Origin of the sequence: Antrihabitans stalagmiti, assembly GCF_016482825.1 — a bacterium.
GTDB lineage: Bacteria > Actinomycetota > Actinomycetes > Mycobacteriales > Mycobacteriaceae > Antrihabitans > Antrihabitans stalagmiti.
In genome coordinates this window covers 285,728-307,925 of the sequence record NZ_JAEMNV010000007.1, presented here as the reverse complement: position 1 = coordinate 307,925, position 22,198 = coordinate 285,728, and the positions used below count along the sequence as shown (strand labels likewise).

Sequence of the window (22,198 nt, the reverse complement as noted above, 5' to 3'; positions counted from 1 at the left end):
GGCTAGGGTGGCGGTTATGAAGATTCGTGGCGCCGTGCTCGAAGCGATCGGCAGTTCGCAGCCGTTCGCAGACTCCAAGCCCATCTCGATCTCCGAGCTCGAACTGGACGCGCCAAGGAGCGGCGAGATTCTGGTGCGGCTGGAGGCGGCCGGGCTGTGCCATTCGGACCTGTCCGTCGTCGACGGCAATCGGGTTCGGCCTGTGCCGATGCTGCTCGGTCACGAAGCGTGCGGGCGGATCGAAGAAGTCGGTCCGGGAGTGGACGACCTCGCGGTCGGTCAGCGGGTTGTCATGACCTTCCTGCCGCGCTGCGGCAACTGTGCCGGCTGCGCCGCCGATGGTCGAATGCCCTGTGGCCCAGGCAGTGTCGCCAACAATGCCGGCGTGTTGCTCGAAGGTGGCCGGCGGCTGCACCGCGACGGTGCCGAGGTTCATCACCATCTCGGTGTGTCCGGGTTCGCGACGCATGCCGTCGTCGATCGGCGTTCGGTCGTTGCGATCGACGACGACGTCCCACCGGAGATCGGTGCCGTTCTCGGGTGCGCGGTTCTCACCGGAGGCGGCGCAATCCTCAACGCAGGCAAGCCCGTTGCGGGCAATTCGATCATGGTCGTCGGGCTCGGGGGCGTGGGCATGGCGGCAGTGCTGACGGCCGTATCCCTCGGCCTCGGTGAGGTGATCGGGGTCGACGCGGTGCCTGCGAAACTCGACACGGCGCGATCGCTCGGGGCAACGCAGGTGTATTCGCCCGCCGAGGTCGTCGAGCAGGGCATCGTCGCGGACCTCGTCGTCGAGGCTGTCGGCAACGTCCGCGCGTTCGAGGCGGCGGTCAAGGCGACCGCCCCGGGTGGCACGACAGTGACGGTCGGCTTGCCTGCACCGGATGCAGTGGCGTCCATTTCGCCGTTGGGACTTGTTGCCCAGGCTCGCACCATCGTCGGCAGCTACTTGGGGTCGGCCGTGCCGGAACGCGACATCCCTGCCTACGTGAAGCTGTGGCGGGAGGGCAAACTGCCCGTGGAGAAGCTGATTTCGTCGCAGATCGAACTCGACGGCATCAACGAGGCGATGGACGAACTGGCTGCCGGCAACGCGATTCGACAGGTGATCGTGTTCGATTGAGTGCCGGCAGGGTGTTCGGACCCGCCAAGTAAGCTTTGTCGAATGGACGACAGGGCTAGAGTTCGCGTCGGTGTGCTCGGCGCCAACGGCAAGGTTGGCAAGGCGATCTGCGACGCGGTCAATGCTGCCGCAGACCTCGAGTTGGTAGCCACGGTCGACCAAGGCGACGCCATCGATTCGTTCGTGAACTCCGGAACCGAGGTCGTCGTCGACTTCACTCACCCCGATGTGGTGATGGACAACCTGAAGTTCTTGGTGGAGAACGGCATTCACGCGGTCGTCGGCACCACCGGCTTCGACGACGCCCGGCTCGCTACCGTCACCGAATGGCTCGACGCGAGCCCAGGAACGGGCGTGTTGATTGCACCCAACTTCGCGATCGGTGCCGTCCTGCTGATGCGCTTCTCCGAACAGGCAGCACGTTTCTTCGACTCGGTCGAGGTCATCGAACTGCACCATCCGAACAAGGCCGATGCGCCGTCGGGTACCGCCTACCGGACCGCGGGCTTGATCGCGGAGGCACGTGCGAAGGCCGGCGTTGGCAAGAGTCCCGACGCGACGACAACCGAATTGGAAGGTGCACGCGGCGCCGACGTCGACGGAGTACGGGTGCACTCCATCCGTCTCGCGGGACTCGTCGCCCATCAGGAAGTGCTGCTCGGGACGCAGGGTGAAACCCTCACGATTCGTCACGACTCGATGGATCGGACGTCGTTCGCTCCGGGTGTTCTGCTGGGCGTCCGAGAGATCTCGACGCGTCCCGGTCTCACAGTTGGACTCGACCCACTCCTCGACCTGTGAGTGGCGCGGTCGCCCGCAGAGTCGCGGTCATCGTTGCGCTCGTCGGCGCACTCCTCTTCTACTTCGTCGTACTCGGTAGTCGTGGCATCACGATGATCCAAGACGGTCGGGCGACGTCGATCGGCCTCGGTATTGGTCTGCTGATCCTGCCGTTCCTCGGCCTCTGGATCGTGGTCGCGACGCTGCGAGCAGGTCTGGCGCACCAACATCTGGCGAAGCGCATCTTCGACGAAGGCCGCGAACTGGACGTCTCCGATCTCCCACGCAGACCATCGGGCCGAATCGAGCGCGAAGCCGCCGACACCCTGTTCGCGCAGGTCAAGGCTGAATGGGAAGCCGACCCGGACAATTGGCGGAGCTCGTATCGGCTTGCCCGCGCCTACGACTACGCAGGTGACCGAGGCCGCGCACGCGACACGATGCGCCGCGCTGTGCGCCTGGAACAGCTAGAGGCACGCAAACAGTGAGCAAGACACTGCTCGTCGTTCATCACACGTCGTCACCCGCGATGCGTGAGGTCCTCGAAGCGGTGTTGCGGGGTGCGAACGATCCGGAGATCACCGGCGTCGACGTCCGACATGTTCCGGCGTTGTCGGCGACCGCATCCGACGTTCTCGCCGCCGACGGCTACCTGTTCGGTTCCTCGGCCAACTTCGGGTACATGTCGGGGGCATTGACGCATTTAAGTCACCCAAACTCGCCCGCTATTAATCATTCACCGAGGTCAGCGGCATGACACAGCTCCTGATTGTCCATCACACGCCCTCGCCGTACTGTCAGGCGATGTTCGAGGCAGTGCTCCGCGGCGCAACCGACCGCGAGATCGAGGGCGTCGAGGTCGTGCGCCGACCGGCCCTGTCGGTGTCGGCGAGTGACTTCTTGCAAGCTGAGGGGTACGTGCTCGGCAGCCCCGCGAACCTCGGGTCGATTTCCGGTGCCCTCAAGCACGCGTTCGACCAGAGTTACTACCAGATTCTCGACTCGACTCGGGGCCGTCCGTTTGGGTTGTACCTGCACGGCAACGAGGGCACTGAGGGAGCTGAACGCGCAGTCGATTCGATCACTACCGGCCTCGGGTGGGCGAAGGCGGCCGACAACGTCATCGTGTCCGGCAAGCCTGAGAAGGCGGACCTGGAGAGGTGTTGGGAGCTGGGAGCAACGGTTGCCGCGCACCTCATGGGGTAGTGATCTCGATCCGGATGTCGCACGTTAAACGCAGAGTTATCCACAGGTGTGATGGAGGTTGTCGGAGCCGCCGCTTACGATGGCAACGGCAGGCTTACCCGGGTCTGCTCAGAGACGCCGAAGGCCCTGCCAAAGCGGACTCCGACAGGGCTCGACGCGTATTTGGCGATACGGCTAGAGCCTAGAGGGTGGCCCGCGCCCCGCAGTAAAGGGTCGGTCACATTGGGGTCGGTGATGTCTTGGTCGCGTAGACGCACCAGGAGGATTACCCCTTGTCCGGTGAACCCTTGCCATGTCGAACAGTCCGTGAGTTTTGCCAGCACTACGGCCTGAACCGAAACGCCTACCTCACAGCGCGCGCGAAGGCGAAAGTCAATGCGCGCGACTGGGCCACGCCCCTTTCCGCTGCCGTTCAGCTCAGGCTTCTCCGCCACGTGAGCGTCGACCGCCGCGTCGACCACATCCGTCGCGAACACCGAATTAAGGTGGTAACGACGCCTCGGCGGCCAATCAAGCCGTTGCCGCCGCCTAGACCAGCGATCGACGTCGACGCCGAGATCGAGCGCATGGCTGCGTCGCTGGAGAAGTGGAGCAGGGCGCTCGTCGACCTGACCAAAGAGCACATCACCAACGACGGCACCGGGAAGTGCGGAAAGTGCCACGAGGCCGTACCGTGCAGGTTCGAGCGGACGCTGACCGATCTCGATATGGGTCTCGTCGAGGAGATCACGCTGTGGGAAGCGGGCGGAGGTTCGCCGACCTCGGGTGACCCTGAACAGCGGTTACGGCTCCTTTACGCTGCTCGCAATCGGTGGCGTGAGGTACTAGTCCGGTACACAGTCGACCACATGCTTGAGGGAATTGATCGCAAGTGTGGGGTGTGCCAGACCGATGCGCGGTGCGAGATCAAGACGACGCTGACGCGGATCAACAAGGGCATCGCGCGCCAGATCGAGAATGACTACGCCATCCTGGACGACGAGGAACTGAACGCCGCGTTTCGCATCCGGCGTCGGTTCGACGACGGCGAACGGGAGGCGCAATAGGCGCTGCACCTCTGAACGGCTGGGCGCGACGACCGGTTACGCCTTCGGCGTGCACCCATCGTTGACGTCCTTCTCGTGTGCGGAGGCGATGTAGCCGACGGCGGTGACCACGGCTGGGCAGACCTGGTTCATCGCGTCACCGAGCGGTAGCCAGCGTTCATCACCAGCCGGATCGATGTATCGAAAGACCTGTTCGAATGCGAACGTCGGCACCAGTTCGACCTCGCTCTTGTCTACGGGGCGGATGAACTCGGCCCTTGCTAGAACCACCCCAGGGGAGACGACTCCCTCGTGAACCGCCGACTTCACGCCGCCCGGCGGGTGCGGATAAACGCGGACCTCGCTCATTGCGACGGCGTTGTTCGCAACCACGTTGAGTAGCTGGTGCTTGTCGGTGTTCGAGAGGTACTGGAGGATATGAAGCGGATGGAGTTTGGCAGTTCCGGCATGGTAGGGCTGCTGGGAATCAAGGACCTCGACCACGGTCGGCCCGTACCACGTCTTTCGCTTGCGCAGCCACTTCTTGAACCCTTCCTCCGACGTGTGGAGAGGGAACGCAACATCACGCGGGCAGGTCCCTTGGATTCGCGACGGGGTAACTGCCCAAACAGCGTGATCCATTGCTGCGCGGAGGTTGTGGATCGTGTCGCCCATCAGAAGCGATGACTGCGTGTAGTCAGGCACCTCGTCGAGGGTCCACTCTGCCCAAACTGTGCGGGAGTAGCGCTCTGAGTTGTTGTCACGCCGCGTATACTTTCTGTCCGCGGTCAGGAGTTTTTCGAGCAAGTCTCGCAACTCATCTCGAACCTGGAAAGCGCGACGGATTTTGGCTAGGCCTGCGAGGTTCGAGCCTTCGTCGTCGCTCATCCGCCGATCGTATCGGCTCGTCCACAATGCGTACGCGCAGTTCGGTTCGCTACGAACACGATCAAGATTAGGGCCGGGCCGTAATCAGTCGCCCAACCCCATCTCGACCGTGAAAACGCCAGGGAGTGAACTACGGCAGGGTCCGCAGACCACACCGCATTTCGCGAGATAGATTTCACCACCGGGGTCAGCCGGGACGTCGAGCGCGCGACCGGGATGCAGCTCTCTTTCCTTGGCGGTCTGCTGACCCGGGAGGAGCTCGAAAGGGCACTCCGCAACGGTTCTTCTACTCCTGGTGCAAAGCCCAACCTGGCAGAAGTCACCGCCGAGTCCATCGCCGCCGTTATGCCCAGAGTGCCCGCTGGAAGTGATGATCCCGACGCGCGGATTACGGTTGTGCGCTGAGTACGCGGGTGCTGGCCGACGATAGCCATCAGGCGGCGCGGCCGATTGAGTCGCAGAAGCCCGCGTCGATCGCCCGGCTTATGGAATTGAGCGTCTTTGGGGCTGGGCTCGTCGTCGCTTCTCCTCCATGCCGATACCCAGAAGGGCGAGGGTGCGCGGACGGCATCGGGTCGTCCGCCGTAGTGGCGGTCGCGGTGGGGTTCACATCGTGCGCACTAAGGACCGCGGCGCGGACGCTGTGTACCTCAATCGGCGCTCGCGGATGCCTAGCGGTAGCTACTTGACGTCATGAACACGTCGGCGTTACCAGGTCCAACGAGTTTTTCGACGAGCGAAGAGGTCGCGAACTTGACACTCTCGGGGTGAGCGTTAGGACCGATTCGGACGGAGGGGCGCGGCGTGTCTGGAAAGCACTTGGCGTGGCCATCCATGAAGTCGAACGGGAGGAACACGCGCACGCCGTCTGTGCCTGACTTGTAGCGGAGATCGTCGGCGTCGTGGTCATGGTCAAAAGCCAGTAAACGCCACTCACACTCCGCTTCGAAGGTGGGGTTCTTGATGAAGTGGCCGACGAGCCGGGCCTCCTCGACCATCACGCGGACGGCCTCGGTGACGCCGTCGGTAAAGGAGTCGTTGTCGGGGTCGAAAGGCGCACCGGGGTCGATTGTCGAGAACCACTTCGTCATATGGTGCTCGAACAACTCGCGCATGATGGCTTCGACGTCGGACTCGTCGTAAATGCAGGGGGCTAGCAGCCACCCCGAAGATGACGCGGCGTCTCGGATCAGCACGCCGGGTAAACCTAAGCAGTAGCCGCCGCTGCGGGGACAGTAGGCCCGCCATTGCGAGAGTGAGTCGCCGTCTTGGGAGAGCGATACCAGATACGTCTTTGGTGAGTCTCGCATTAAGTAGCCAAAGTCCTTGTCCGAAGTTCTACCTTCGGCCCAGCTCGCGAAATGCATACGCTCGTCGCGGTCGTCGGACTGCCTCATGTCGAGGTGAAGTCGACCAGCAATGATGTTGAGCCAATGAAATGCACGGGCGACTTCCTCGGCGTCGTTCATCTGCTCCGGTAGCCCACCCCAGATTTGGCCACTGGTGACGATTTGGATCAGCGAGTCCGAATTTGTGTAGTGATACAGCATCTCGGGAACGGCGCGGCGAAGTAGAGAGTTGGCAGTAGGCAGGTGGTCGAGCAGCAGCACATTGAGGACCTTATGCGGCTGATCTGCTGGACGGGCAAGCTTCGTTGCCAGGACGGCGCGAGTTGACGGTGATCGCGTCTGAGGGCTCATGCCAGCGGCCGCGGCCCACGCGGTCGATGGTGATGGTCATGGTCAACCGGTTGAACCCCCGCCGGGCGATCAGGGCAGCTCACCGCACAGCGCCATGGAGCGGAGAAATCGCGTGATCTCGCACCACGGGTCGGTGAACACCGGGGCCGCCTCGGCCTCGACGTCGGCGATCTGTGCCTCCGGCCGCGTCGCAGCCTGCACTCGGCCTCCTGGTCGGCGACCGAGTGCCTACCGGCCAAGTCTCGCGAGATGCGCGTGTGGATTACTTCGCAGGTCGGTGCACGTCGTGAGTCAGTGTAGGTGCTGGTCAGCGGGGCACTTATGGTGAGACAATTTGCGAAACAGGCATTTTGTCGACACCGTCTACTACTCGTGTCTCGACGAGGTGGCCGGGCGACCGTACGGATTGTGGATACACGGCAACAACGACACCGTCGGTGCGGTCCGCTCGGTGACGAAGATCGTGACCGGGCTCGGCCTCGAACAGGTCGCCGAAACCCTCGAGATCGTCGGTCCGATCGAAGCGACGACTCGGGAGCGGTGCTACGAACTCGGTGCGACCGTGGCCGTGACTGTTGCAGGAGACGGGTGACGGAGCGGGAAACCTCTGCCCCCAGTTTTGGCGGGTATTCGGAACCGACATTGTGGACAAGACTGGTTACGGGGTCGGGTAAGCGCCCCGCACGGATGGCTGGTTCATCCGTGCGGGGCCATACACGTGGCCCGTCGTTGGACATTCAGAGCTGAGGAGGGCGCGACATGATCGCCGCCGCGTTGCGTCGAATCGGCTTGGTCGAGGACCACGAATCCGTGATCATCGGCGTGTCTGCGATGTTGTCTGCCGAAGCCGATCTGGAGGTCGTTGCTTCGGCTGGGACGGTTCGCGAGTTGCTCGACCAGACCCACGATCTCGATCTCGTTGTGCTCGACCTGCGTCTGGCTGACGGCTCGGTTCCGGAAGAAAACGTCCGTACGCTGCGCGAACACGGCGTCGAGGTACTTGTCTTCACCGGTGCGGAGAACGCTTTTCTGGTGCGGTCCGCGGCGCGTGCCGGCGTACTCGGCGTCATTCGGAAGTCGGAGGACGCGTCCTACGTCGTCGATGCCGTGCGGCGTGCCGCCTCGGGTGCACAGGTTGTGACCACCGACTGGGCGGCGGCTATCGACGGCGACCCGAGACTGTCCGACGTCGGGTTGAGCCCACGTCAGGAGGAAGTGCTCACCTTGTACGCATCGGGGGAGAAGGCGTCTCGCGTGGCGCGCCTCACCGGTCTGTCGGAACAGACGGTCAACGATTACCTTTCGCGGATCAGGCAGAAGTACTCCGACGCCGGTCGTCCGGCGCCGACCAAAACCGATCTGTACAAGCGCGCAGTCGAGGACGGGTGGCTACCCGTTCCCGAGTCGCCGCATCTGCAGTCTTGAGCGGGCTCCGGGGCATGACAGCCGACACCGACGCCACCGTCTCGACGTACGGCGCGATGCGCGCGAACGAACGTGTCACACGATCGCTCGCCGTCACCATCGGGCTCGGCGGTGTCATCTACGCGGCGATGGACTCGCCGGAGATCGTCCATCAGGCACGGCTGCTCGAATCATGGTGGACGCCAGCAGCCGTCGTGCTCGTCGTCGGTTTCTGCCTCGCGTTGGCCGTTGCCGGGATCAAAGCGCAGCTGAGGACCGTCCGGCGCATTGCGGCAACGCTTGCCGTGAACTATCTGCTCAGCGTGGCGGTGTTCCCGCTTGCCGGTGAGTTCGGCGGACTCGATGGCCAAGCGTCGTGGATCGGCCGCATCATCGCAATCGGTGCCGTCGCCGCCGCACTCGTCTGGACGCCGAAGATCACCCTTGCCTACCTCGTCGTCACATCGATCATTGCGTCGTTCGTCGCGCGCTACGGCGCCGGTGATTCGGCCTTGTTCGATTACGTCCAACATGCGGTTCGCGGCTTCTGCACGGCAGGGCTGTTCGCGTGGGTTGTCGTCTTCGCCGTTCGTGCGACGACCTTGCTCGACACCGAATCCAGTCGAGCGGCACGGGAGGCTGCCGCGATCGCCGCGGTCGCGGCCCGAACCAAGGAACGCGCGAAGTTCGCGGCCCTGATCCACGACGGTGTGCTGTCGACGTTGCTCGACGCCTCGCGTGGTCGCGAATCGGCGATCCTTGCCGAGCAGGCAGGCCGCACGCTGCAGGAGATGAACGAATTCCGGTCCGAGGCAGTCGATCGGTCCGAATACGACGCGGCCGCAGCGATCGGGTTCCTGCGCGCGGCTGCTGTTCAGGTGAATACGCGGGTGATCTTCACGGCGCGCAAGCAGGCCGGTTTCGACGACCTCAAACTGCCTGTTCAGGCGGCGGAGACGATTGCTGCCGCGCTGAGCGAAGCCCTGCGCAACAGCTTGCGGCACGCCGCGGAACCCGGTCGCGACGTGCGGCGCGAGATCGTGGCGACGGTCGGTGCAGGAGGAATACGTGTTGCGGTCATCGATGACGGCGCAGGCTTCGATCCTGCAGCCGTGCCGACCGATCGACTCGGAGTGTCGTTGAGCATTCTCGGCAGAATGCGCGAATTGCCTGGCGGTGCCGCTTTCGTCGAATCGTCGCCGGGACGCGGAACCACGGTCACGTTGGTATGGGGGTCCGATGGAATCCGCTAGCGACGTCGACCTGCGCGGACTGCTCGGACTTCGTGGTAGACCGGCGTGGTTGATGCTCGGGTTGCTGCTGCTCACCGTTCTGATGGTGATGCTGCAGAACCTCGATACGACGAACAATGCCTCGTTGGTCGTCGTGTGTTACGCGGCGATCGGAGTCAGCGCCACGATCGTCGTGTTGTCGCGCCGTGACCCGATCCCGCTGCCGTACACATTTCTGATCTCGATCATCGGGCCCGTCGCGACCTATGCGACGTTGACGAACACCCGCGCTCCCGGTCAGGACAGTCACATTCTCTGGACGGCCTTCGCGTACTCACTTGTGTTGTGTCTGTTGATCATTCGTGGTCGGACCGCCTACGCGTGGATCGGTGTCGCGGCGACGGGCGTCGTGGTCGCCCAGGTGGACCGCGGTACGGACCTCGGGTTGTCCGGCATCGTCGGCGCAACGGCTCCGGTCGGCACCGTCGCTGCTGTCACCGTGTTCATGGTCATCATGCGTCCGGCCATCCAGTCGTTGTCCGATCTGCGCGCGGACGCGACCAGGCGCGCGGCCGCCGAGGCCACGATGGCCGCGCAGAACGAGGAACGCGACAGGCAGCTCGATCGGCTCGACGAGCTGGCCCGCCCCGTGCTCGAGCGGATCGCACGGGGTGAGGCGCTCGACCTGGCCGAACGAGAGGAATGTCGGCTGCTCGAAGCCGAGTTACGCGATGGTCTGCGCGCGCCGCAACTGTCGTCGGCGGAGGTCGTCGCCGCGACGAGGGGCGCTCGCAGCCGCGGTGTCGAGGTCGTTCTGCTCGACGACGGCGGGTTCGCCGATGTCGGCTCGGGGGTACGTAAGACGGTGCTGCGAATCGCCGCGCAGGAACTCGACGGCGCCAACGAGGGGTCGGTGACGGTGCGGGTGCTGCCTCGTGGAAAACGTTTTCTCGCGACAGTGCTGGTCAGCGGACCGGCTGTCGACCGGCGCACCGAATTCGATCGGGACGGCCGTATCTCGACGACGGTCGAGCAGGCCGATCCGGCCTGATCAGGTCCGCAGGCGTGCGTACAGGGCAGGCGCGCCGTCGCCGGTGAACTCGTCCGGTTCGACGGGACGTTGCGCGAACATCAGCAGTATCGCGGCGCTGCTGCCGCTGACCACCGGACCGTCGCCGGTCGACCACTCGAGGTCGTCGGCTTGCAACCGAAGTCCGGCGATGCGCGCGCGGCTGCCGAACTTCGATGCCGTGATGCCGCGACGAGTGAAATCGCGGGCAGCGATGGCGAATGGTTCGGCAGGAATGCCGCGGGGCTTGCCGAGCGGCCGTCGAATGTCGAGGCCGTGCACCAACACGTCGATCAGCGGCGCTGTCTTGGGAATGCCGGGCGGATGTTTGCGCCAACCCGCGACCGAACGCAAGCGAGCCGTGATCACAGCAGGGTCGTCGGCTCCGAGGCGTTTGGCGTCTGCGGCGATCCAGCGATCGAGACTGAATCCGTTGCGCGCGATGCCGAGTACGGTCGGGACCGGGGGAGTCCAGGCGCCGATCGCCAGGTGCGCTGCCACATCGCGAACCAGCCATTCGCCGCACAGCGACGGGGTATTCCACTCCTCGGGTGTGAGGGTGTCGAGGAAGTCGGCAAGGTCGAGTCGTTCGGCTTCGAGGTGACTCCACACGTCGGTCATGGACCCATGATCCATGTGTCGGTGCCTCGTGGCAGGGTTTCGGGTATGCGTCAGATCAGCGCTGCGACGGCGCGCCGAATCGCACTGGCCGCCCAGGGTTTCGCAGGGCGGTTGCCCGCGAGTGCGCCCACCCGTCGAACGGTGCTCGGCGTAGTCGACAAAACACAACTGCTGCAGATCGACTCGGTGTCTGCGGTCGTGCGAGCTCACTATGCACCGGTGTTCAGCAGGATCGGCGAGTGCGACCGGACGTTGCTCGACGATGCAGTGTGGTCGCACAGTGCGCGTAAACCGCGCCAGTTCGTGGAGTACTGGGCGCACGAGGCAGCGCTGCTGCCCGTCGAGGACTGGCCGCTGATGCGTTGGCGCATGCGCGAATTCGAGTTCGGTCGCTGGTCGCACGCACGCAGGGTGAACGAGCGGAACCCCGGTCTCGTCGACGACGTGCTCGCAGCGGTCACCGAGGTCGGGCCTGCGGGAGCCGGAGCGATCGAGAAGTATCTCGAACGCGGCAACAACGGACCCAAGCGGTCGTCGTGGTGGGACCTGAGCGATACGAAAATCGTCTGTGAGCAGCTGTTCGCCTCCGGTGAGCTGTCGGTCGACAAACGAGTTGCCTTCACTCGGCAGTACGACCTGACCGAGCGAGTGATTCCGGCGCACGTTCGCGAACGACACGTCGACGAGGCAGACGCCATCCGTGAACTCGTCACGCGGTCGGCTAGGGCATTGGGGATCGCGACCGAACCCGATCTGCGGGACTACTACCGGCTCAAGCGAATTCAGACCGAACCGGCGATAGCCGATTTGGTCGACAGCGGAGTGCTCGAACCTGTGACAGTCAGCGGCTGGGACAAGCCTGCCTATCTGCATACCGAAGCGCGAGCGCCACGCAAGATCAGCGGGTCCGCGCTGTTGTGCCCATTCGATCCGCTGATCTTCTGTCGCCCGCGGACCGAGCAGATCTTCGGTTTTCATTTCCGGATCGAGATCTACACACCGGAACCCAAACGCGTGCACGGGTATTACGTGTTTCCGTTCCTGCTGGACGGCGAACTGGTCGGCCGGGTCGATCTCCGTGCCGAGCGAGGCACCGGCCGGCTGCTCGTTCCCGCGGCGTTCACCGAGGACGGACACCGAACCGACCGTGTTGCAAGCGAATTGGCGGACGCGCTCCGTCGAATGGCGAAGTGGCTCGAACTCGACGAGATCGTGATCGGTGAACGCGGCGACCTGGCCGCGATGCTCGCCGCCAAGTTCTAGGTCAGCGCGACTCGACGAACTTCGTCAAGCCCTTGCTCGCTGTGTCCATCGCAATGCCCAGGACCTTCTTCACCACAAAGCCGGGCAGTGGGATCTTCGGTTTCAGTGCAAGGTCGAAGTGCACCCGAGTGCCCGTGGCGGTCGGACTCAGCCGGTAGGTGCCTTCTTGGACGGCTTGCAGTGTGCTGTCCTGCAACGACCACGACATGGAATCGTTGCCGTTCCAGGTGTAGTCGGTGATCTGATGGTCGGTGAATCCGACTGCGCTGACGTCGGCGCGAACCCGATTGGGTCGGCCGTCGTCGAATCTGGACTCGACGGTCACCGATTTGTGCGGTCCGGACCACCCCGGCAGGTCTTCGACGGCGACGATCGCCGCCATGACGTCGGCAGGCGTCGCCTTGATGTCGAACTCTTTCGTCCCTGTCACCGTCATTGGTGTGGCTCCGCTCGTCGTGGCAGACAAATCGTCTGCCCGACTCGGAGCCTAGTTCGGATCAACGCCAGGTCGGACCGTTTTTGCCGCCACCCATACCGCCGCCCATGCTGCCCCACTGGTCGCGCAACGCTCCTTGAACCGCTTGCGAGACCCAGGAATTGAGGGATACGCCACTTTGGGCCGCTGCTTCCTCGGCCTTGGCCTTCATCTGTTCCACCAGGCGCAGTGTCACTCGGCTGATGTCGCCCGTCAGTTCTTCGAAGGTCGGATGTTCGCCCGAGTCGTCGGCAGCGGGGTCGGCCTCGGACTTTTCCTTTTCTTTGTGGCGAACGTCGACGACGGCCTCGGTGCCGTGCAGTTCGACGTGCACGGTGCGGTCGCCGAGTGCGTCCGACACTTCTCCGGCGAACGTCGAAAGTGCCGAGAGCAGCATCAATTGCGCAGAAGTTTCGACGGCGCCTGCGAGGGCATCGGCTATCGCGATGGTCTTTTCGTCACCGAGAGCGGCAGCGGCACGGAGGTCGTCGCGCAGGCGGGCGGTTGCTTCACTGAGTTCCATGACACCATCGTGATGTCAAAAGTGACGTCAGTCAAGGAACCGGTTGACGTCACCCAATCCGAACACGCTCACCTACGGCGTTGTGACCCCGTGGTACCGGGTAGCCTTCTGACCATGATTAATGGTGATTCCGCACCGGCTGCCGTGCGCGCCTTCGGAACTGTCTCCGTCGCAATGGTGACCCCGTTCACCTCCGAAGGTAAGTTGGACATCGACGCAGGCGTCCGTCTCGCGGATCATTTGGTAGCCCAGGGCTGCGACGGACTCGTCCTCGCCGGTACAACGGGCGAATCGCCGACCACAACCGAGAACGAGAAGCTCGAACTTCTTCGTGCCGTGATCGCAGCCGTGGGCGACCGCGCCAAGATCGTCGCCGGTGCAGGCAGCAACGACACCGCCCACAGCGTCGAACTGGCGCGAGACGCCGCTCGAGCGGGCGCGCACGGCCTTCTCGTCGTCACGCCGTACTACTCGAAGCCGCCGCAAGCGGGCCTGTTCGCGCATTTCACGGCTGTCGCCGATGCGACGGATCTGCCCGTCGCGCTCTACGACATTCCGCCGCGTTCGGTCGTGCCGATCGAGACCGAGACCATTCGCAGCCTGGCGGAACACCCCAATATCGTCGCCGTCAAAGACGCAAAGGGTGATCTGCTCGCAGGTGCGGAACTCATCGGGACGACAGATCTGGCGTTCTATTCGGGCGACGACGGACTCAATCTGCCGTGGTTGTCGGTGGGCGGAACCGGATTCATCAGTGTTATCGGGCACCTCGCCGCGCCGCGTCTCGTCGAGATGCGCACGGCATACCTCGCGGGCGACATCGTCCGCGCTGCCGCAATCAATTTGAGCCTGACGCCGCTTGTGCGTGCGATGGCTGGACTAGGGGGAGTGGCAATGTCGAAAGCAGGACTTCGTTTGCTCGGCATCGATGTGGGCGAGCCACGGCTGCCGCAGATCGCACCGACCACCGAGCAGATCGATCTGCTCGCGCTCGATCTTGTTGCCGCGGGAGTACTTACGTGACGCAGCAGGGACAGGGCGAGCGGAACGACGGCGGATCCCGTAGGTCACGCGGGCGAGCAACACGCAACGCCGGACCGCCGCAGCATCGCCCGAAGCAGGTACCGCAGAATTCGGCTGCGCAGCGTCGACCGGACGCCCGGCCGAAGAGCACCGATCCGACCGCCCGCCTCGGCACACCACCGAAGGCTCCGCGCAACGGTCTGCGGGTCGTCGCACTCGGAGGTATCGGCGAAATCGGCCGCAATATGACGGTTTTCGAGCATCAGGGCAAGTTGCTCGTCGTCGACTGCGGTGTGCTGTTCCCCGAGGATCAGCAACCCGGCGTCGACCTGATCCTTCCCGACTTCCGCCACATCGAGAACCGGATGGCCGACGTCGAAGCCGTCGTCCTCACCCACGGTCACGAAGATCACATCGGCGCGTTGCCGTTCCTGCTTCGCCTTCGCCCCGACATCCCGGTCATCGGATCGAAGTTCACGCTCGCGCTCGTTGCCGCGAAATGCCGTGAGCACCATCAACGTCCGAAGCTGATCGAGGTGACCGAGGGCGAGCGCACGACGCACGGACCCTTCGAGTGCGAGTACTTCGCCGTCAACCACTCGATCCCGGATGCGCTCGCGGTTGCCATACGCACCGACGCAGGCGTCGTTCTGCACACCGGCGACATCAAACTCGACCAGTTGCCCCTGGATGGTCGGCTCACCGACCTTGCCGGGTTCTCCCGCCTCGGTGACGAAGGTGTCGACCTGTTTCTCGTCGACTCGACCAATGCCGAGGTTCCCGGTTTCGTCACCCCCGAGCGCGAGATCGGCAACGTCCTCGACAACGTCATCGGCAAGGCGAAGCAGCGCGTCATCGTGGCGTCGTTCGCAAGCCACGTGCACCGCATCCAGCAGGTTGTCGACGTCGCTGACCGATACAAGCGGCGGGTGTGCTTCGTCGGCCGATCCATGGTGCGCAACATGGGAATCGCGCAGGAACTCGGCTATCTGAACGTGCCCGACGGCGTCGAGGTCGATATCGACACGGCCGCGGGTATGCCCGACGACAAGCTGGTACTCATCTCCACCGGGTCGCAGGGCGAGCCGCTGTCGGCCCTGTCCCGGATGGCTCGTGGCGAGCATCGACAGATCAACATCCGCGCGGACGATCTCGTCGTTCTTGCGTCGTCGCTGATCCCTGGCAACGAGAACTCGGTGTTCGCAGTGGTGAACGGGTTGGCGCGTCGTGGCGCGACGGTCATCACTCAGCAGAATGCGAAAGTCCACGTCTCCGGGCACGCATCCGCCGGCGAGTTGCTGTACCTCTACAACGCGGTTCGGCCGACGAACGCGATGCCGGTCCACGGCGAATGGCGACACCTGCGCGCCAACGCGGCACTGGCCATTGCAACGGGTGTGCCTGCCGATCGTGTAGTGCTTGCCGAGGACGGCGTCGTGGTCGACATGGTCGACGGCTTGGCCGAGATCGTCGGTCGGGTGCCGGTCGGGCATGTGTACGTCGACGGATTGTCGGTCGGCGACGTCGGTGAATCGACGCTCTCGGACCGCCTTGTCCTCGGTGAGGGTGGCTTCATCTCGATCACCGTTGCGATCGATTCCTCGGGCAAGGCCGTCAGCCCGCCGGAGTTGAACGGTCGAGGATTCTCCGACGATCCGGCCGCACTCAAGGAGGCGGCGCAGCTTGTCGAGGCGGAGATCATCCGGATGGCGGGCGAGGGCATCACCGATACCCATCGCATCGCCCAGGGTGTCCGGCGCATCGTCGGCCGCTGGGTTGCCGACAAGTATCGGCGCCGCCCGATGATCGTTCCGACCGTCATAGGCGTATAGGCGGCTTCGCCGCTCGTGAGTCCTTTCGGAGGTTCTGCCCTCCGAAAGGACTCACGACAGCAGGCGCCAGAGACCGATCAGGCCGAGCACGACGATCGCGGCGCGCAGGGCCGTCGGTGAAAGTCGGCGCCCGTACCGTGCCCCGACGGTGCCGCCGATCAACGATCCGACCGCGATGAGTCCTGCTGCGGCCCAACTGATCCGATCGAACGCAACGAGGGTGTAGGCGGCTGCCGCGACGACGTTGACGACCAGCGACAGCAGATTTTTTGCCGCGTTCATCCGCTGCATCGACTCGGGAAGCAACGCTCCCATCACGCCGATCAGCAGGATGCCCTGTGCCGCAGTGAAATAGCCACCGTAGATGCCGACTGCGAAGGTTCCCACCGTGAGTGCGATGGTGTTTCGTCTGCTCGGGCCCGCTGCCGTCCGGCCTTCGTCCTCGGCACGCTTCTTCGCCCACGCCTGAATGCGTGGACCGGTGACGACGAGGATGAGAGCCCCGATCAAGAGCACGGGAACTATTGTGGTGAAAGCTTTTTCGGGTAGATGCAGCAGCAGGAACGCGCCGACGACCGCACCGGCGAGCGATGCCGGAATCTGCCACCGCAGCCGCGACCATTGACCTTTGAGTTCGCGGCGATAGCCCCACGTGCCCGACACGCCGCCCGCGACCAGACCTACGGCGTTCGACATCGTCGCGATCACAGGTGGATAGCCGAACGCGACCAAGGTCGGGAAGGTGATCAGCGTGCCAGAGCCGACTACCGCGTTGATCGCGCCCGCGCCGAAACCGGCGAGTGCGATGACGATGATCTCCGTTATGGGCACCTCAGGCACGCTACGACAGGTCCGGGTCGGGCGCCGTCGCAGGGGTTGGGCGAACCGGAATAGGTAAGGCTATGCTAATGCTCGGTATTGACCTTGCTGGCGTAGCCGACCAGCTTTCGACGAAGTGGAGTGACGACGTGGCCGTGGTGATCTTGTACGGAACAGAGACCGGAACCGCCGAAGAGATTGCGGACACCATTTCCGACGTCATCGCTCGGCACGCGGACACGTCGGTCTACGGCATGGACGAATACGACGTCGCCGATCTCGACCCCAGCGACTTCCACATCATCGTGTGCTCGACCTACGGCGACGGCGAACTCCCAACCGGCGCGGTCGGGTTCTTCGACGACCTCGACGCCGACCAACCCGATCTCACAGGACTTCGCTTCGCGATGTTCGGGCTCGGCGACAGCATCTACGACACGTTCAACCACGGTAGCGACATCGCCGCCGACAAGTTGATCGCACTCGGTGCGGAGCGGGTCGGCGAACACGCGCGTCACGACGGATCGAGCAAGGTCCGCCCACGTGACCTGGCGAAGGAATGGGCGACGGACATCGCAGCCGTGCTGGCTGGGCGCGCGCTGGAGTCGGTTTCCGGCAACTGAGCAGGTCTGCCGCGTCGGAGTGCGGACTGTGTAGCTTGGCAGCATGAGCTTCGCGCAGCGTGAACGTGGTGCCCTCGTGGTGTCGATGGCCGAGATCGGACCCGACGCGCCGACCCTGTGTGGTGAGTGGACGGTCCGAGATCTCGCTGCTCACCTTGTGATTCGAGAACGCCGCCCCGACGCGTCGCCGGGAATTCTGATCAGCGCGCTCGCGGGGTACACCGAGGGTGTGCGTCGCAAGGCGGCGCAGCGACCGTTCACTGAGCTGCTCGAGCAGGTCCGTGAGGGTCCGCCGATCTGGTCGCCGATGAAGCCGCTGGACGCGGCAGTCAACCTCACGGAGATGTTCGTCCATCACGAGGACGTTCGGCGTGGCACTCCGGGTTGGGAACCTCGCGTTCTCGACCCGTCCGACGAGGCAAAGCTGTGGACTGTCGTGAAGAAGATGGCCCGCATGTCCTACCGGAAGTCGACGGTGTCGATCGTGCTGGAGAAACCGGACGGTGAGCAGGTGACGGTCACCCGGCCGAGCGATCGTTCGGTGACGCTGCGTGGACCGGCGTCGGAACTGTTGTTGCATGCCTTCGGGCGCAACGAGGTCCGACTGGAGACCTCGGGGGCCGGCGCCGACGTCGAGGCGGTTATGAAGCTGGATCGCAGCGTTTAGGGTCCGACGGTTGGATCCGGCGGTCGGCGGTGCCCTCGATGGGGTGCGATGCCACGCCGGGGGAGCCTGATCTGCCAGCGCGGATGGTGTGACTGGTGTTGCAGATGGTCTCGATGGGGCTTTTGCGACTAATCTGACACCCATGGCAGCAAAGTCCGGAAGCCCGACCGCAGCGCGATCGCGATCGGGCGCGCGCGCAACCACGGCATCATCCGGTTCCAGGGCTGGAAGTAGGGCAGCCGATGGCGCGGGCGAGAAGCCGAAGCCGCGCTCTCGCACGACGCGAACCGTATCGACGCCACGCAAGTCCCCGGCCTCACGTTCGGGGTCGGGACGCCCGGCCGCGCGCCGCGCACCTGCGCGGAAGCCGCAGAAGTCTTTTCTCGCGACCATCGGCAAAGGTGTCGGTTCGAGCTGGGCACTGGCCGCCAAGGGAGTCGGAGCTACAACCCGCACGGTCAGCAAAGCCAAGGACATCGAACACGGTCACCGTCGTGACGGCATCGCACTCGGTCTGATCGCGGCAAGTGCGATCATCGCTGCCAGTATCTGGTTCACCGCCGGTGGTCCGGTCGGCCGCTGGATCGACACCGGAGTCAGTGCCGTTCTCGGCGCGCCCGCCGCTGCAATACCGTTGCTGGCCACCGTGATTGCGGTCATCCTCATGCGGTCCGAGCCCAACCCCGAAACCCGCCCCCGACTGGTCCTCGGCTCGTTGCTTGTCGGTCTGCCGGTGCTCGGTCTGTGGCATCTTGCCTCCGGATCGCCACAGGACGCAGCCGGTCGTGCAAGCGGCGCAGGGTTCGTCGGTTACGTCGCAGGCGGACCGATCACCGACGGATTGTCGGTGTGGCTGTCTGTGCCGCTGATGGTGCTTGCGATCCTGTTCGGCGTCCTGCTGCTGACCGGAACAACGGTCCGTGAAATCCCGGACAAGCTACGAATGCTGTTCGGAACCGCATCGGGCGGCGACGAATACGACGATTACTACCCCGACGTCGAAGACATCGAGATCGCGGACGACGGCTATACCGACGATTCCTTCGATGCCGACGGCTACCCGGTCGACGACACCCCCAAGCGCTCCCGTGGCACCCGTCCGTCCGACAACTATCCGACCGACGAGTTCGTCGCCGCCGATTCTGTGACCGAAGTGCTTCCCGTTGCCGCGCCGGTGCCGCCCGCTCCTCCTGCAGCGGCACCGCCGAAGCAGCGCGTCAAACCGAAACCCGTTGTCAAAGAACACGAGCCCGCAAAACCGGACAAGACGGAGTTCGTCGCAGACCGGATCATCGAAGGCGACTACACGCTGCCGCCCGCCAACCTGCTTGTCGTCGGCGATCCACCGAAGACCCGCAGCAAGGCGAACGACGCGATGATCGAGGCGATCACCGAGGTCCTCGAACAGTTCAAGATCGATGCTGCGGTCACCGGATTCACCCGCGGACCGACAGTCACCCGCTACGAGGTCGAACTCGGTCCGGGCGTCAAGGTCGAGAAGATCACGGCCCTTGCCCGCAACATCGCCTACGCGGTTGCAACGGACAACGTCCGGCTACTCGCGCCGATCCCGGGCAAGTCGGCGGTCGGTATCGAGGTCCCCAACTCCGACCGTGAAATGGTTCGCCTCGCGGACGTCCTTTCCGCACCGTCGACGCGCAAGGATCACCACCCGCTGGTGATCGGTCTCGGCAAGGACATCGAAGGCAACTTCCAGAGCGCGAACCTCGCGAAGATGCCGCACTTGCTCGTCGCGGGCTCGACCGGTTCGGGCAAGTCCAGCTTCGTGAACTCGATGCTGGTGTCGCTGTTGTCTCGGGCGACGCCGGACGAGGTTCGGATGATCCTCATCGACCCGAAGATGGTGGAACTCACGCCGTACGAAGGCATTCCGCACCTGATCACGCCGATCATCACGCAGCCGAAGAAGGCAGCTGCTGCGCTGGCGTGGCTGGTGGAGGAGATGGAACAGCGCTACCAGGACATGCAGGTCAACAAGGTCCGCCACATCGACGACTTCAACACGAAGGTGCGGTCGGGGGAGATCACGGCGCCGCTCGGGAGCGAGCGCGTCTACCGTCCGTATCCGTACATTCTCGCCATCGTCGACGAGCTTGCCGACCTCATGATGACGGCGCCGCGCGACGTCGAAGAGGCGATCGTGCGCATCACCCAGAAGGCTCGTGCTGCCGGAATCCACCTCGTGCTGGCAACGCAGCGCCCGTCTGTCGACGTCGTGACCGGTCTGATCAAGACCAACGTCCCGTCCCGCTTGTCGTTCGCGACGTCCTCGCTCACCGACTCCCGAGTCATCCTCGATCAGCCCGGTGCCGAGAAGTTGATCGGTATGGGTGACGCGCTCTTCCTGCCGATGGGTGCGGGCAAACCGACGCGTCTGCAGGGCGCCTACATCTCCGACGAGGAGATCCAGGCCGTCGTCGACTTCACGAAGAACCAGGCCGAACCGGAGTACACCGACGGCGTCACCGCGTCGAAAGTCGGCGAGAAGAAGGACGTCGATCCCGATATCGGCGACGATCTCGATGTGTTCCTGCAGGCAGTGGAACTGGTTGTGACAAGCCAGTTCGGGTCGACGTCGATGTTGCAGCGCAAGCTGCGAGTCGGGTTCGCCAAGGCCGGTCGTCTGATGGACCTCATGGAGACACGAGGAGTGGTCGGCCCCAGCGAGGGCTCCAAGGCGCGTGACGTGTTGGTCAAACCGGACGAGCTCGACGGTCTGCTGTGGTCGATTCGTGGTGGCGCCGAGGGTGACGAAGGTTCAGAGGAGTCGTGAGTCCTTTCGGAGGGTCCGCCCTCCGAAAGGACTCACGAGCGGCTCGTCGCTACTGCCGGGTATGTCCGAATAGTAGGTAAGGTCGTTGCTGTGAATGTTTCTGCACTCGGTTGGTTGATCACCTGCTTGGTAATAGCGGGCCTGTTTATCTTCGATTTCGTCACTCATGCGCGCGTGCCGCACGCGCCGACATTCCGAGAGTCGGCGATCTGGTCCGCCGTCTACATCGGGCTGGCGATCATCTTCGGATTCGTCGTCATGTGGATCTGGGGCGGCACTTACGGCGGTGAGTATTTCGCCGGCTACGTGACGGAGAAGGCGTTGTCCGTCGACAACCTCTTCGTCTTCGTCATCATCATGGCAACGTTCTCGGTGCCACGAGAGAACCAGCAGAAGGTGCTGTTGATCGGCATCGTCATGGCACTGGTCATGCGCGGCGCCTTCATTGCGGTCGGCGCAGCCGCGATCAACGCCTACAGCTGGGTCTTCTACCTGTTCGGCTTCTTCCTCATCTACACCGCAGTCAAGCTCATTCGCGAGCACGGCCACGAAGAGGAGATCGAAGAGGAGCGCGAGAGCAAGATCATCCGGCTCGCGAAGCGCTTCCTCCCGACGACCGACGAGTACCACGGCGGCAAGCTGACCACCAAGATCGACGGCAAACGTGTCGTGACGCCGATGCTGCTTGCACTCGTCGCGATCGGCTTCACCGATATCTTGTTCGCGCTCGACTCGATTCCGGCTATCTACGGCCTGACCGAGGAGGCCTACATCGTCTTCACCGCCAACGCCTTCGCGCTGATGGGCCTACGGCAGCTGTTCTTCCTGATCGGTGGACTGCTCGACCGGTTGATCTACCTGGCGTACGGATTGTCGATCATCCTGGCGTTCATCGGCGTGAAGCTGGTGTTGCATGCCTTGCACGAGAACACCCTCGGGTTCGTCAACGGTGGCGAGATGGTGAGTGTCCCCGAGATTTCGACGGGATTGTCGCTCGCGGTGATCCTCGGCGTGCTCATCGTGACAGCGGTCGCGAGCCTGCTGCGTACACGCCATACCGACGCAAAGACCGCGTCGGAGACAAGCCAGTCGGAGACAAGCCAGTCGGAAACAAGCTAGCCGGAGCCAAGC

General features: G+C 64.0%; 22 protein-coding genes and 2 pseudogenes. 17 read left to right on the top strand and 7 right to left on the bottom strand.

The annotated features are described in order from the left end of the window. Nucleotides 1-16 precede the first annotated feature (16 nt). The 6 genes and pseudogenes from JGU71_RS21675 (at nucleotide 17) to JGU71_RS21650 (ending at nucleotide 4,155) form a co-directional block, all read left to right on the top strand. On the top strand, nucleotides 17-1,123 hold the full coding sequence (locus tag JGU71_RS21675; protein WP_199706421.1) for an alcohol dehydrogenase catalytic domain-containing protein: 1,107 nt from the start codon (nucleotides 17-19) through the stop codon (nucleotides 1,121-1,123). Nucleotides 1,124-1,165: 42 nt separating this feature from the next. After that, nucleotides 1,166-1,924, top strand: coding sequence for a 4-hydroxy-tetrahydrodipicolinate reductase (dapB, locus tag JGU71_RS21670; RefSeq protein WP_199706419.1), 759 nt, complete (start codon nucleotides 1,166-1,168; stop codon nucleotides 1,922-1,924). Further along, a complete protein-coding gene (locus JGU71_RS21665) occupies nucleotides 1,921-2,391 on the top strand; it encodes a hypothetical protein (protein WP_199706417.1) in 471 nt (156 codons plus the stop codon). Before dapB ends, JGU71_RS21665 begins: the two co-directional genes overlap by 4 nt. A 41-nt stretch (nucleotides 2,392-2,432) precedes the next feature. Next, nucleotides 2,433-2,606: pseudogene (locus JGU71_RS21660) on the top strand (flavodoxin); the annotation flags it as partial. 50 nt (nucleotides 2,607-2,656) lie between these two features. Beyond that, nucleotides 2,657-3,109, top strand: a complete 453-nt coding sequence (locus tag JGU71_RS21655) for a flavodoxin family protein (protein ID WP_199706415.1) — start codon at nucleotides 2,657-2,659, stop codon at nucleotides 3,107-3,109. Between the two features lie 272 nt (nucleotides 3,110-3,381). Beyond that, nucleotides 3,382-4,155: a hypothetical protein gene (locus tag JGU71_RS21650; protein ID WP_199706413.1), complete on the top strand. Its 774-nt coding sequence runs from the start codon at nucleotides 3,382-3,384 to the stop codon at nucleotides 4,153-4,155. Between the two features lie 36 nt (nucleotides 4,156-4,191). Here JGU71_RS21650 and JGU71_RS21645 read toward each other — a convergent pair whose 3' ends face one another. The 3 genes from JGU71_RS21645 to JGU71_RS30245 all read right to left on the bottom strand — a co-directional run bounded on the left by JGU71_RS21645 (nucleotide 4,192) and on the right by JGU71_RS30245 (nucleotide 6,923). Then, nucleotides 4,192-5,022 carry a hypothetical protein gene (locus JGU71_RS21645; RefSeq protein ID WP_199706411.1) on the bottom strand — a complete coding sequence of 277 codons (831 nt, stop codon included), beginning with the start codon at nucleotides 5,020-5,022 and terminating at the stop codon, nucleotides 4,192-4,194. A 671-nt stretch (nucleotides 5,023-5,693) separates the two neighbouring features. Then, nucleotides 5,694-6,632 carry a DUF2971 domain-containing protein gene (locus JGU71_RS21640; RefSeq protein WP_199706409.1) on the bottom strand — a complete coding sequence of 313 codons (939 nt, stop codon included), beginning with the start codon at nucleotides 6,630-6,632 and terminating at the stop codon, nucleotides 5,694-5,696. Nucleotides 6,633-6,791: 159 nt separating this feature from the next. Next, nucleotides 6,792-6,923: a hypothetical protein gene (locus JGU71_RS30245; RefSeq protein ID WP_267908450.1), complete on the bottom strand. Its 132-nt coding sequence runs from the start codon at nucleotides 6,921-6,923 to the stop codon at nucleotides 6,792-6,794. 142 nt (nucleotides 6,924-7,065) lie between these two features. On the opposite strand from JGU71_RS30245, the pseudogene JGU71_RS21635 reads away from it, so the two are divergent. The 4 genes and pseudogenes from JGU71_RS21635 to JGU71_RS21620 all read left to right on the top strand — a co-directional run. Beyond that, nucleotides 7,066-7,314 (top strand): annotated as a pseudogene (locus tag JGU71_RS21635) (flavodoxin); the annotation flags it as partial. Between the two features lie 167 nt (nucleotides 7,315-7,481). Further along, nucleotides 7,482-8,147, top strand: a complete 666-nt coding sequence (locus JGU71_RS21630) for a response regulator transcription factor (protein ID WP_199706407.1) — start codon at nucleotides 7,482-7,484, stop codon at nucleotides 8,145-8,147. Nucleotides 8,148-8,161: 14 nt separating this feature from the next. Continuing rightward, entirely contained in the window at nucleotides 8,162-9,379 is a 1,218-nt protein-coding gene (locus JGU71_RS21625) for a sensor histidine kinase (protein WP_199706405.1), read from the top strand. Further along, entirely contained in the window at nucleotides 9,366-10,409 is a 1,044-nt protein-coding gene (locus JGU71_RS21620; protein ID WP_199706403.1) for a DUF8320 family protein, read from the top strand. Before JGU71_RS21625 ends, JGU71_RS21620 begins: the two co-directional genes overlap by 14 nt. On the opposite strand, the gene JGU71_RS21615 is transcribed toward JGU71_RS21620, so the two are convergent. Beyond that, nucleotides 10,410-11,048, bottom strand: coding sequence for a maleylpyruvate isomerase family mycothiol-dependent enzyme (locus JGU71_RS21615; protein WP_199706401.1), 639 nt, complete (start codon nucleotides 11,046-11,048; stop codon nucleotides 10,410-10,412). It lies immediately after the preceding gene. Nucleotides 11,049-11,093: 45 nt separating this feature from the next. Between JGU71_RS21615 and JGU71_RS21610 the strand changes: the two genes are divergently transcribed. Further along, complete coding sequence (locus JGU71_RS21610) at nucleotides 11,094-12,311, top strand: winged helix-turn-helix domain-containing protein (protein ID WP_199706399.1); 1,218 nt, start codon at nucleotides 11,094-11,096, stop codon at nucleotides 12,309-12,311. A gap of 1 nt (nucleotide 12,312) precedes the next feature. Here JGU71_RS21610 and JGU71_RS21605 read toward each other — a convergent pair whose 3' ends face one another. Both JGU71_RS21605 and JGU71_RS21600 read right to left on the bottom strand, forming a co-directional pair. Further along, nucleotides 12,313-12,747 carry an SRPBCC family protein gene (locus JGU71_RS21605; protein WP_199706397.1) on the bottom strand — a complete coding sequence of 145 codons (435 nt, stop codon included), beginning with the start codon at nucleotides 12,745-12,747 and terminating at the stop codon, nucleotides 12,313-12,315. Nucleotides 12,748-12,808: 61 nt separating this feature from the next. Next, complete coding sequence (locus JGU71_RS21600; protein ID WP_199706395.1) at nucleotides 12,809-13,309, bottom strand: toxin-antitoxin system HicB family antitoxin; 501 nt, start codon at nucleotides 13,307-13,309, stop codon at nucleotides 12,809-12,811. Between the two features lie 114 nt (nucleotides 13,310-13,423). On the opposite strand from JGU71_RS21600, the gene dapA reads away from it, so the two are divergent. Then, nucleotides 13,424-14,332 carry a 4-hydroxy-tetrahydrodipicolinate synthase gene (gene dapA / locus JGU71_RS21595; RefSeq protein WP_199706393.1) on the top strand — a complete coding sequence of 303 codons (909 nt, stop codon included), beginning with the start codon at nucleotides 13,424-13,426 and terminating at the stop codon, nucleotides 14,330-14,332. Then, nucleotides 14,329-16,164, top strand: coding sequence for a ribonuclease J (locus tag JGU71_RS21590; RefSeq protein WP_199706391.1), 1,836 nt, complete (start codon nucleotides 14,329-14,331; stop codon nucleotides 16,162-16,164). The genes dapA and JGU71_RS21590 overlap by 4 nt, the downstream gene beginning before the upstream one ends. 51 nt (nucleotides 16,165-16,215) lie before the next feature. Here the strand turns inward: JGU71_RS21590 and JGU71_RS21585 are convergent, their stop codons facing one another. After that, the gene (locus JGU71_RS21585; protein WP_199706389.1) at nucleotides 16,216-16,995 is read right to left on the bottom strand and encodes a sulfite exporter TauE/SafE family protein; all 780 of its coding nucleotides are present in this window, start codon (nucleotides 16,993-16,995) and stop codon (nucleotides 16,216-16,218) included. Nucleotides 16,996-17,132: 137 nt separating this feature from the next. Here JGU71_RS21585 and JGU71_RS21580 point away from each other — a divergent pair, with 137 nt between their 5' ends. From JGU71_RS21580 to JGU71_RS21565, 4 genes are all read left to right on the top strand, one after another. Beyond that, nucleotides 17,133-17,606, top strand: a complete 474-nt coding sequence (locus JGU71_RS21580) for a flavodoxin domain-containing protein (protein ID WP_199706543.1) — start codon at nucleotides 17,133-17,135, stop codon at nucleotides 17,604-17,606. Nucleotides 17,607-17,649: 43 nt separating this feature from the next. Beyond that, nucleotides 17,650-18,273: a TIGR03085 family metal-binding protein gene (locus JGU71_RS21575; protein ID WP_199706386.1), complete on the top strand. Its 624-nt coding sequence runs from the start codon at nucleotides 17,650-17,652 to the stop codon at nucleotides 18,271-18,273. 142 nt (nucleotides 18,274-18,415) lie between these two features. After that, complete coding sequence (locus JGU71_RS21570) at nucleotides 18,416-21,067, top strand: DNA translocase FtsK (protein ID WP_199706384.1); 2,652 nt, start codon at nucleotides 18,416-18,418, stop codon at nucleotides 21,065-21,067. A gap of 90 nt (nucleotides 21,068-21,157) precedes the next feature. Then, nucleotides 21,158-22,186 carry a TerC family protein gene (locus tag JGU71_RS21565; RefSeq protein WP_199706382.1) on the top strand — a complete coding sequence of 343 codons (1,029 nt, stop codon included), beginning with the start codon at nucleotides 21,158-21,160 and terminating at the stop codon, nucleotides 22,184-22,186. Nucleotides 22,187-22,198: the final 12 nt, after the last annotated feature.

Excerpts from the sequence above, each read along its gene's own strand:
- dapA (WP_199706393.1), top strand. The coding sequence starts at position 13,424 with ATGATTAATGGTGATTCCGCACCGGCTGCCGTGCGCGCCTTCGGAACT.
- JGU71_RS21570 (WP_199706384.1), top strand. The coding sequence starts at position 18,416 with ATGGCAGCAAAGTCCGGAAGCCCGACCGCAGCGCGATCGCGATCGGGC.
- JGU71_RS21620 (WP_199706403.1), top strand. The coding sequence starts at position 9,366 with ATGGAATCCGCTAGCGACGTCGACCTGCGCGGACTGCTCGGACTTCGT.
- JGU71_RS21625 (WP_199706405.1), top strand. The coding sequence starts at position 8,162 with ATGACAGCCGACACCGACGCCACCGTCTCGACGTACGGCGCGATGCGC.
- JGU71_RS21575 (WP_199706386.1), top strand. The coding sequence starts at position 17,650 with ATGAGCTTCGCGCAGCGTGAACGTGGTGCCCTCGTGGTGTCGATGGCC.
- JGU71_RS21630 (WP_199706407.1), top strand. The coding sequence starts at position 7,482 with ATGATCGCCGCCGCGTTGCGTCGAATCGGCTTGGTCGAGGACCACGAA.
- JGU71_RS21610 (WP_199706399.1), top strand. The coding sequence starts at position 11,094 with ATGCGTCAGATCAGCGCTGCGACGGCGCGCCGAATCGCACTGGCCGCC.
- JGU71_RS21605 (WP_199706397.1), bottom strand. The coding sequence starts at position 12,747 with ATGACGGTGACAGGGACGAAAGAGTTCGACATCAAGGCGACGCCTGCC.
- JGU71_RS21600 (WP_199706395.1), bottom strand. The coding sequence starts at position 13,309 with ATGGAACTCAGTGAAGCAACCGCCCGCCTGCGCGACGACCTCCGTGCC.
- JGU71_RS21675 (WP_199706421.1), top strand. The coding sequence starts at position 17 with ATGAAGATTCGTGGCGCCGTGCTCGAAGCGATCGGCAGTTCGCAGCCG.
- JGU71_RS21655 (WP_199706415.1), top strand. The coding sequence starts at position 2,657 with ATGACACAGCTCCTGATTGTCCATCACACGCCCTCGCCGTACTGTCAG.
- dapB (WP_199706419.1), top strand. The coding sequence starts at position 1,166 with ATGGACGACAGGGCTAGAGTTCGCGTCGGTGTGCTCGGCGCCAACGGC.
- JGU71_RS21645 (WP_199706411.1), bottom strand. The coding sequence starts at position 5,022 with ATGAGCGACGACGAAGGCTCGAACCTCGCAGGCCTAGCCAAAATCCGT.
- JGU71_RS21615 (WP_199706401.1), bottom strand. The coding sequence starts at position 11,048 with ATGACCGACGTGTGGAGTCACCTCGAAGCCGAACGACTCGACCTTGCC.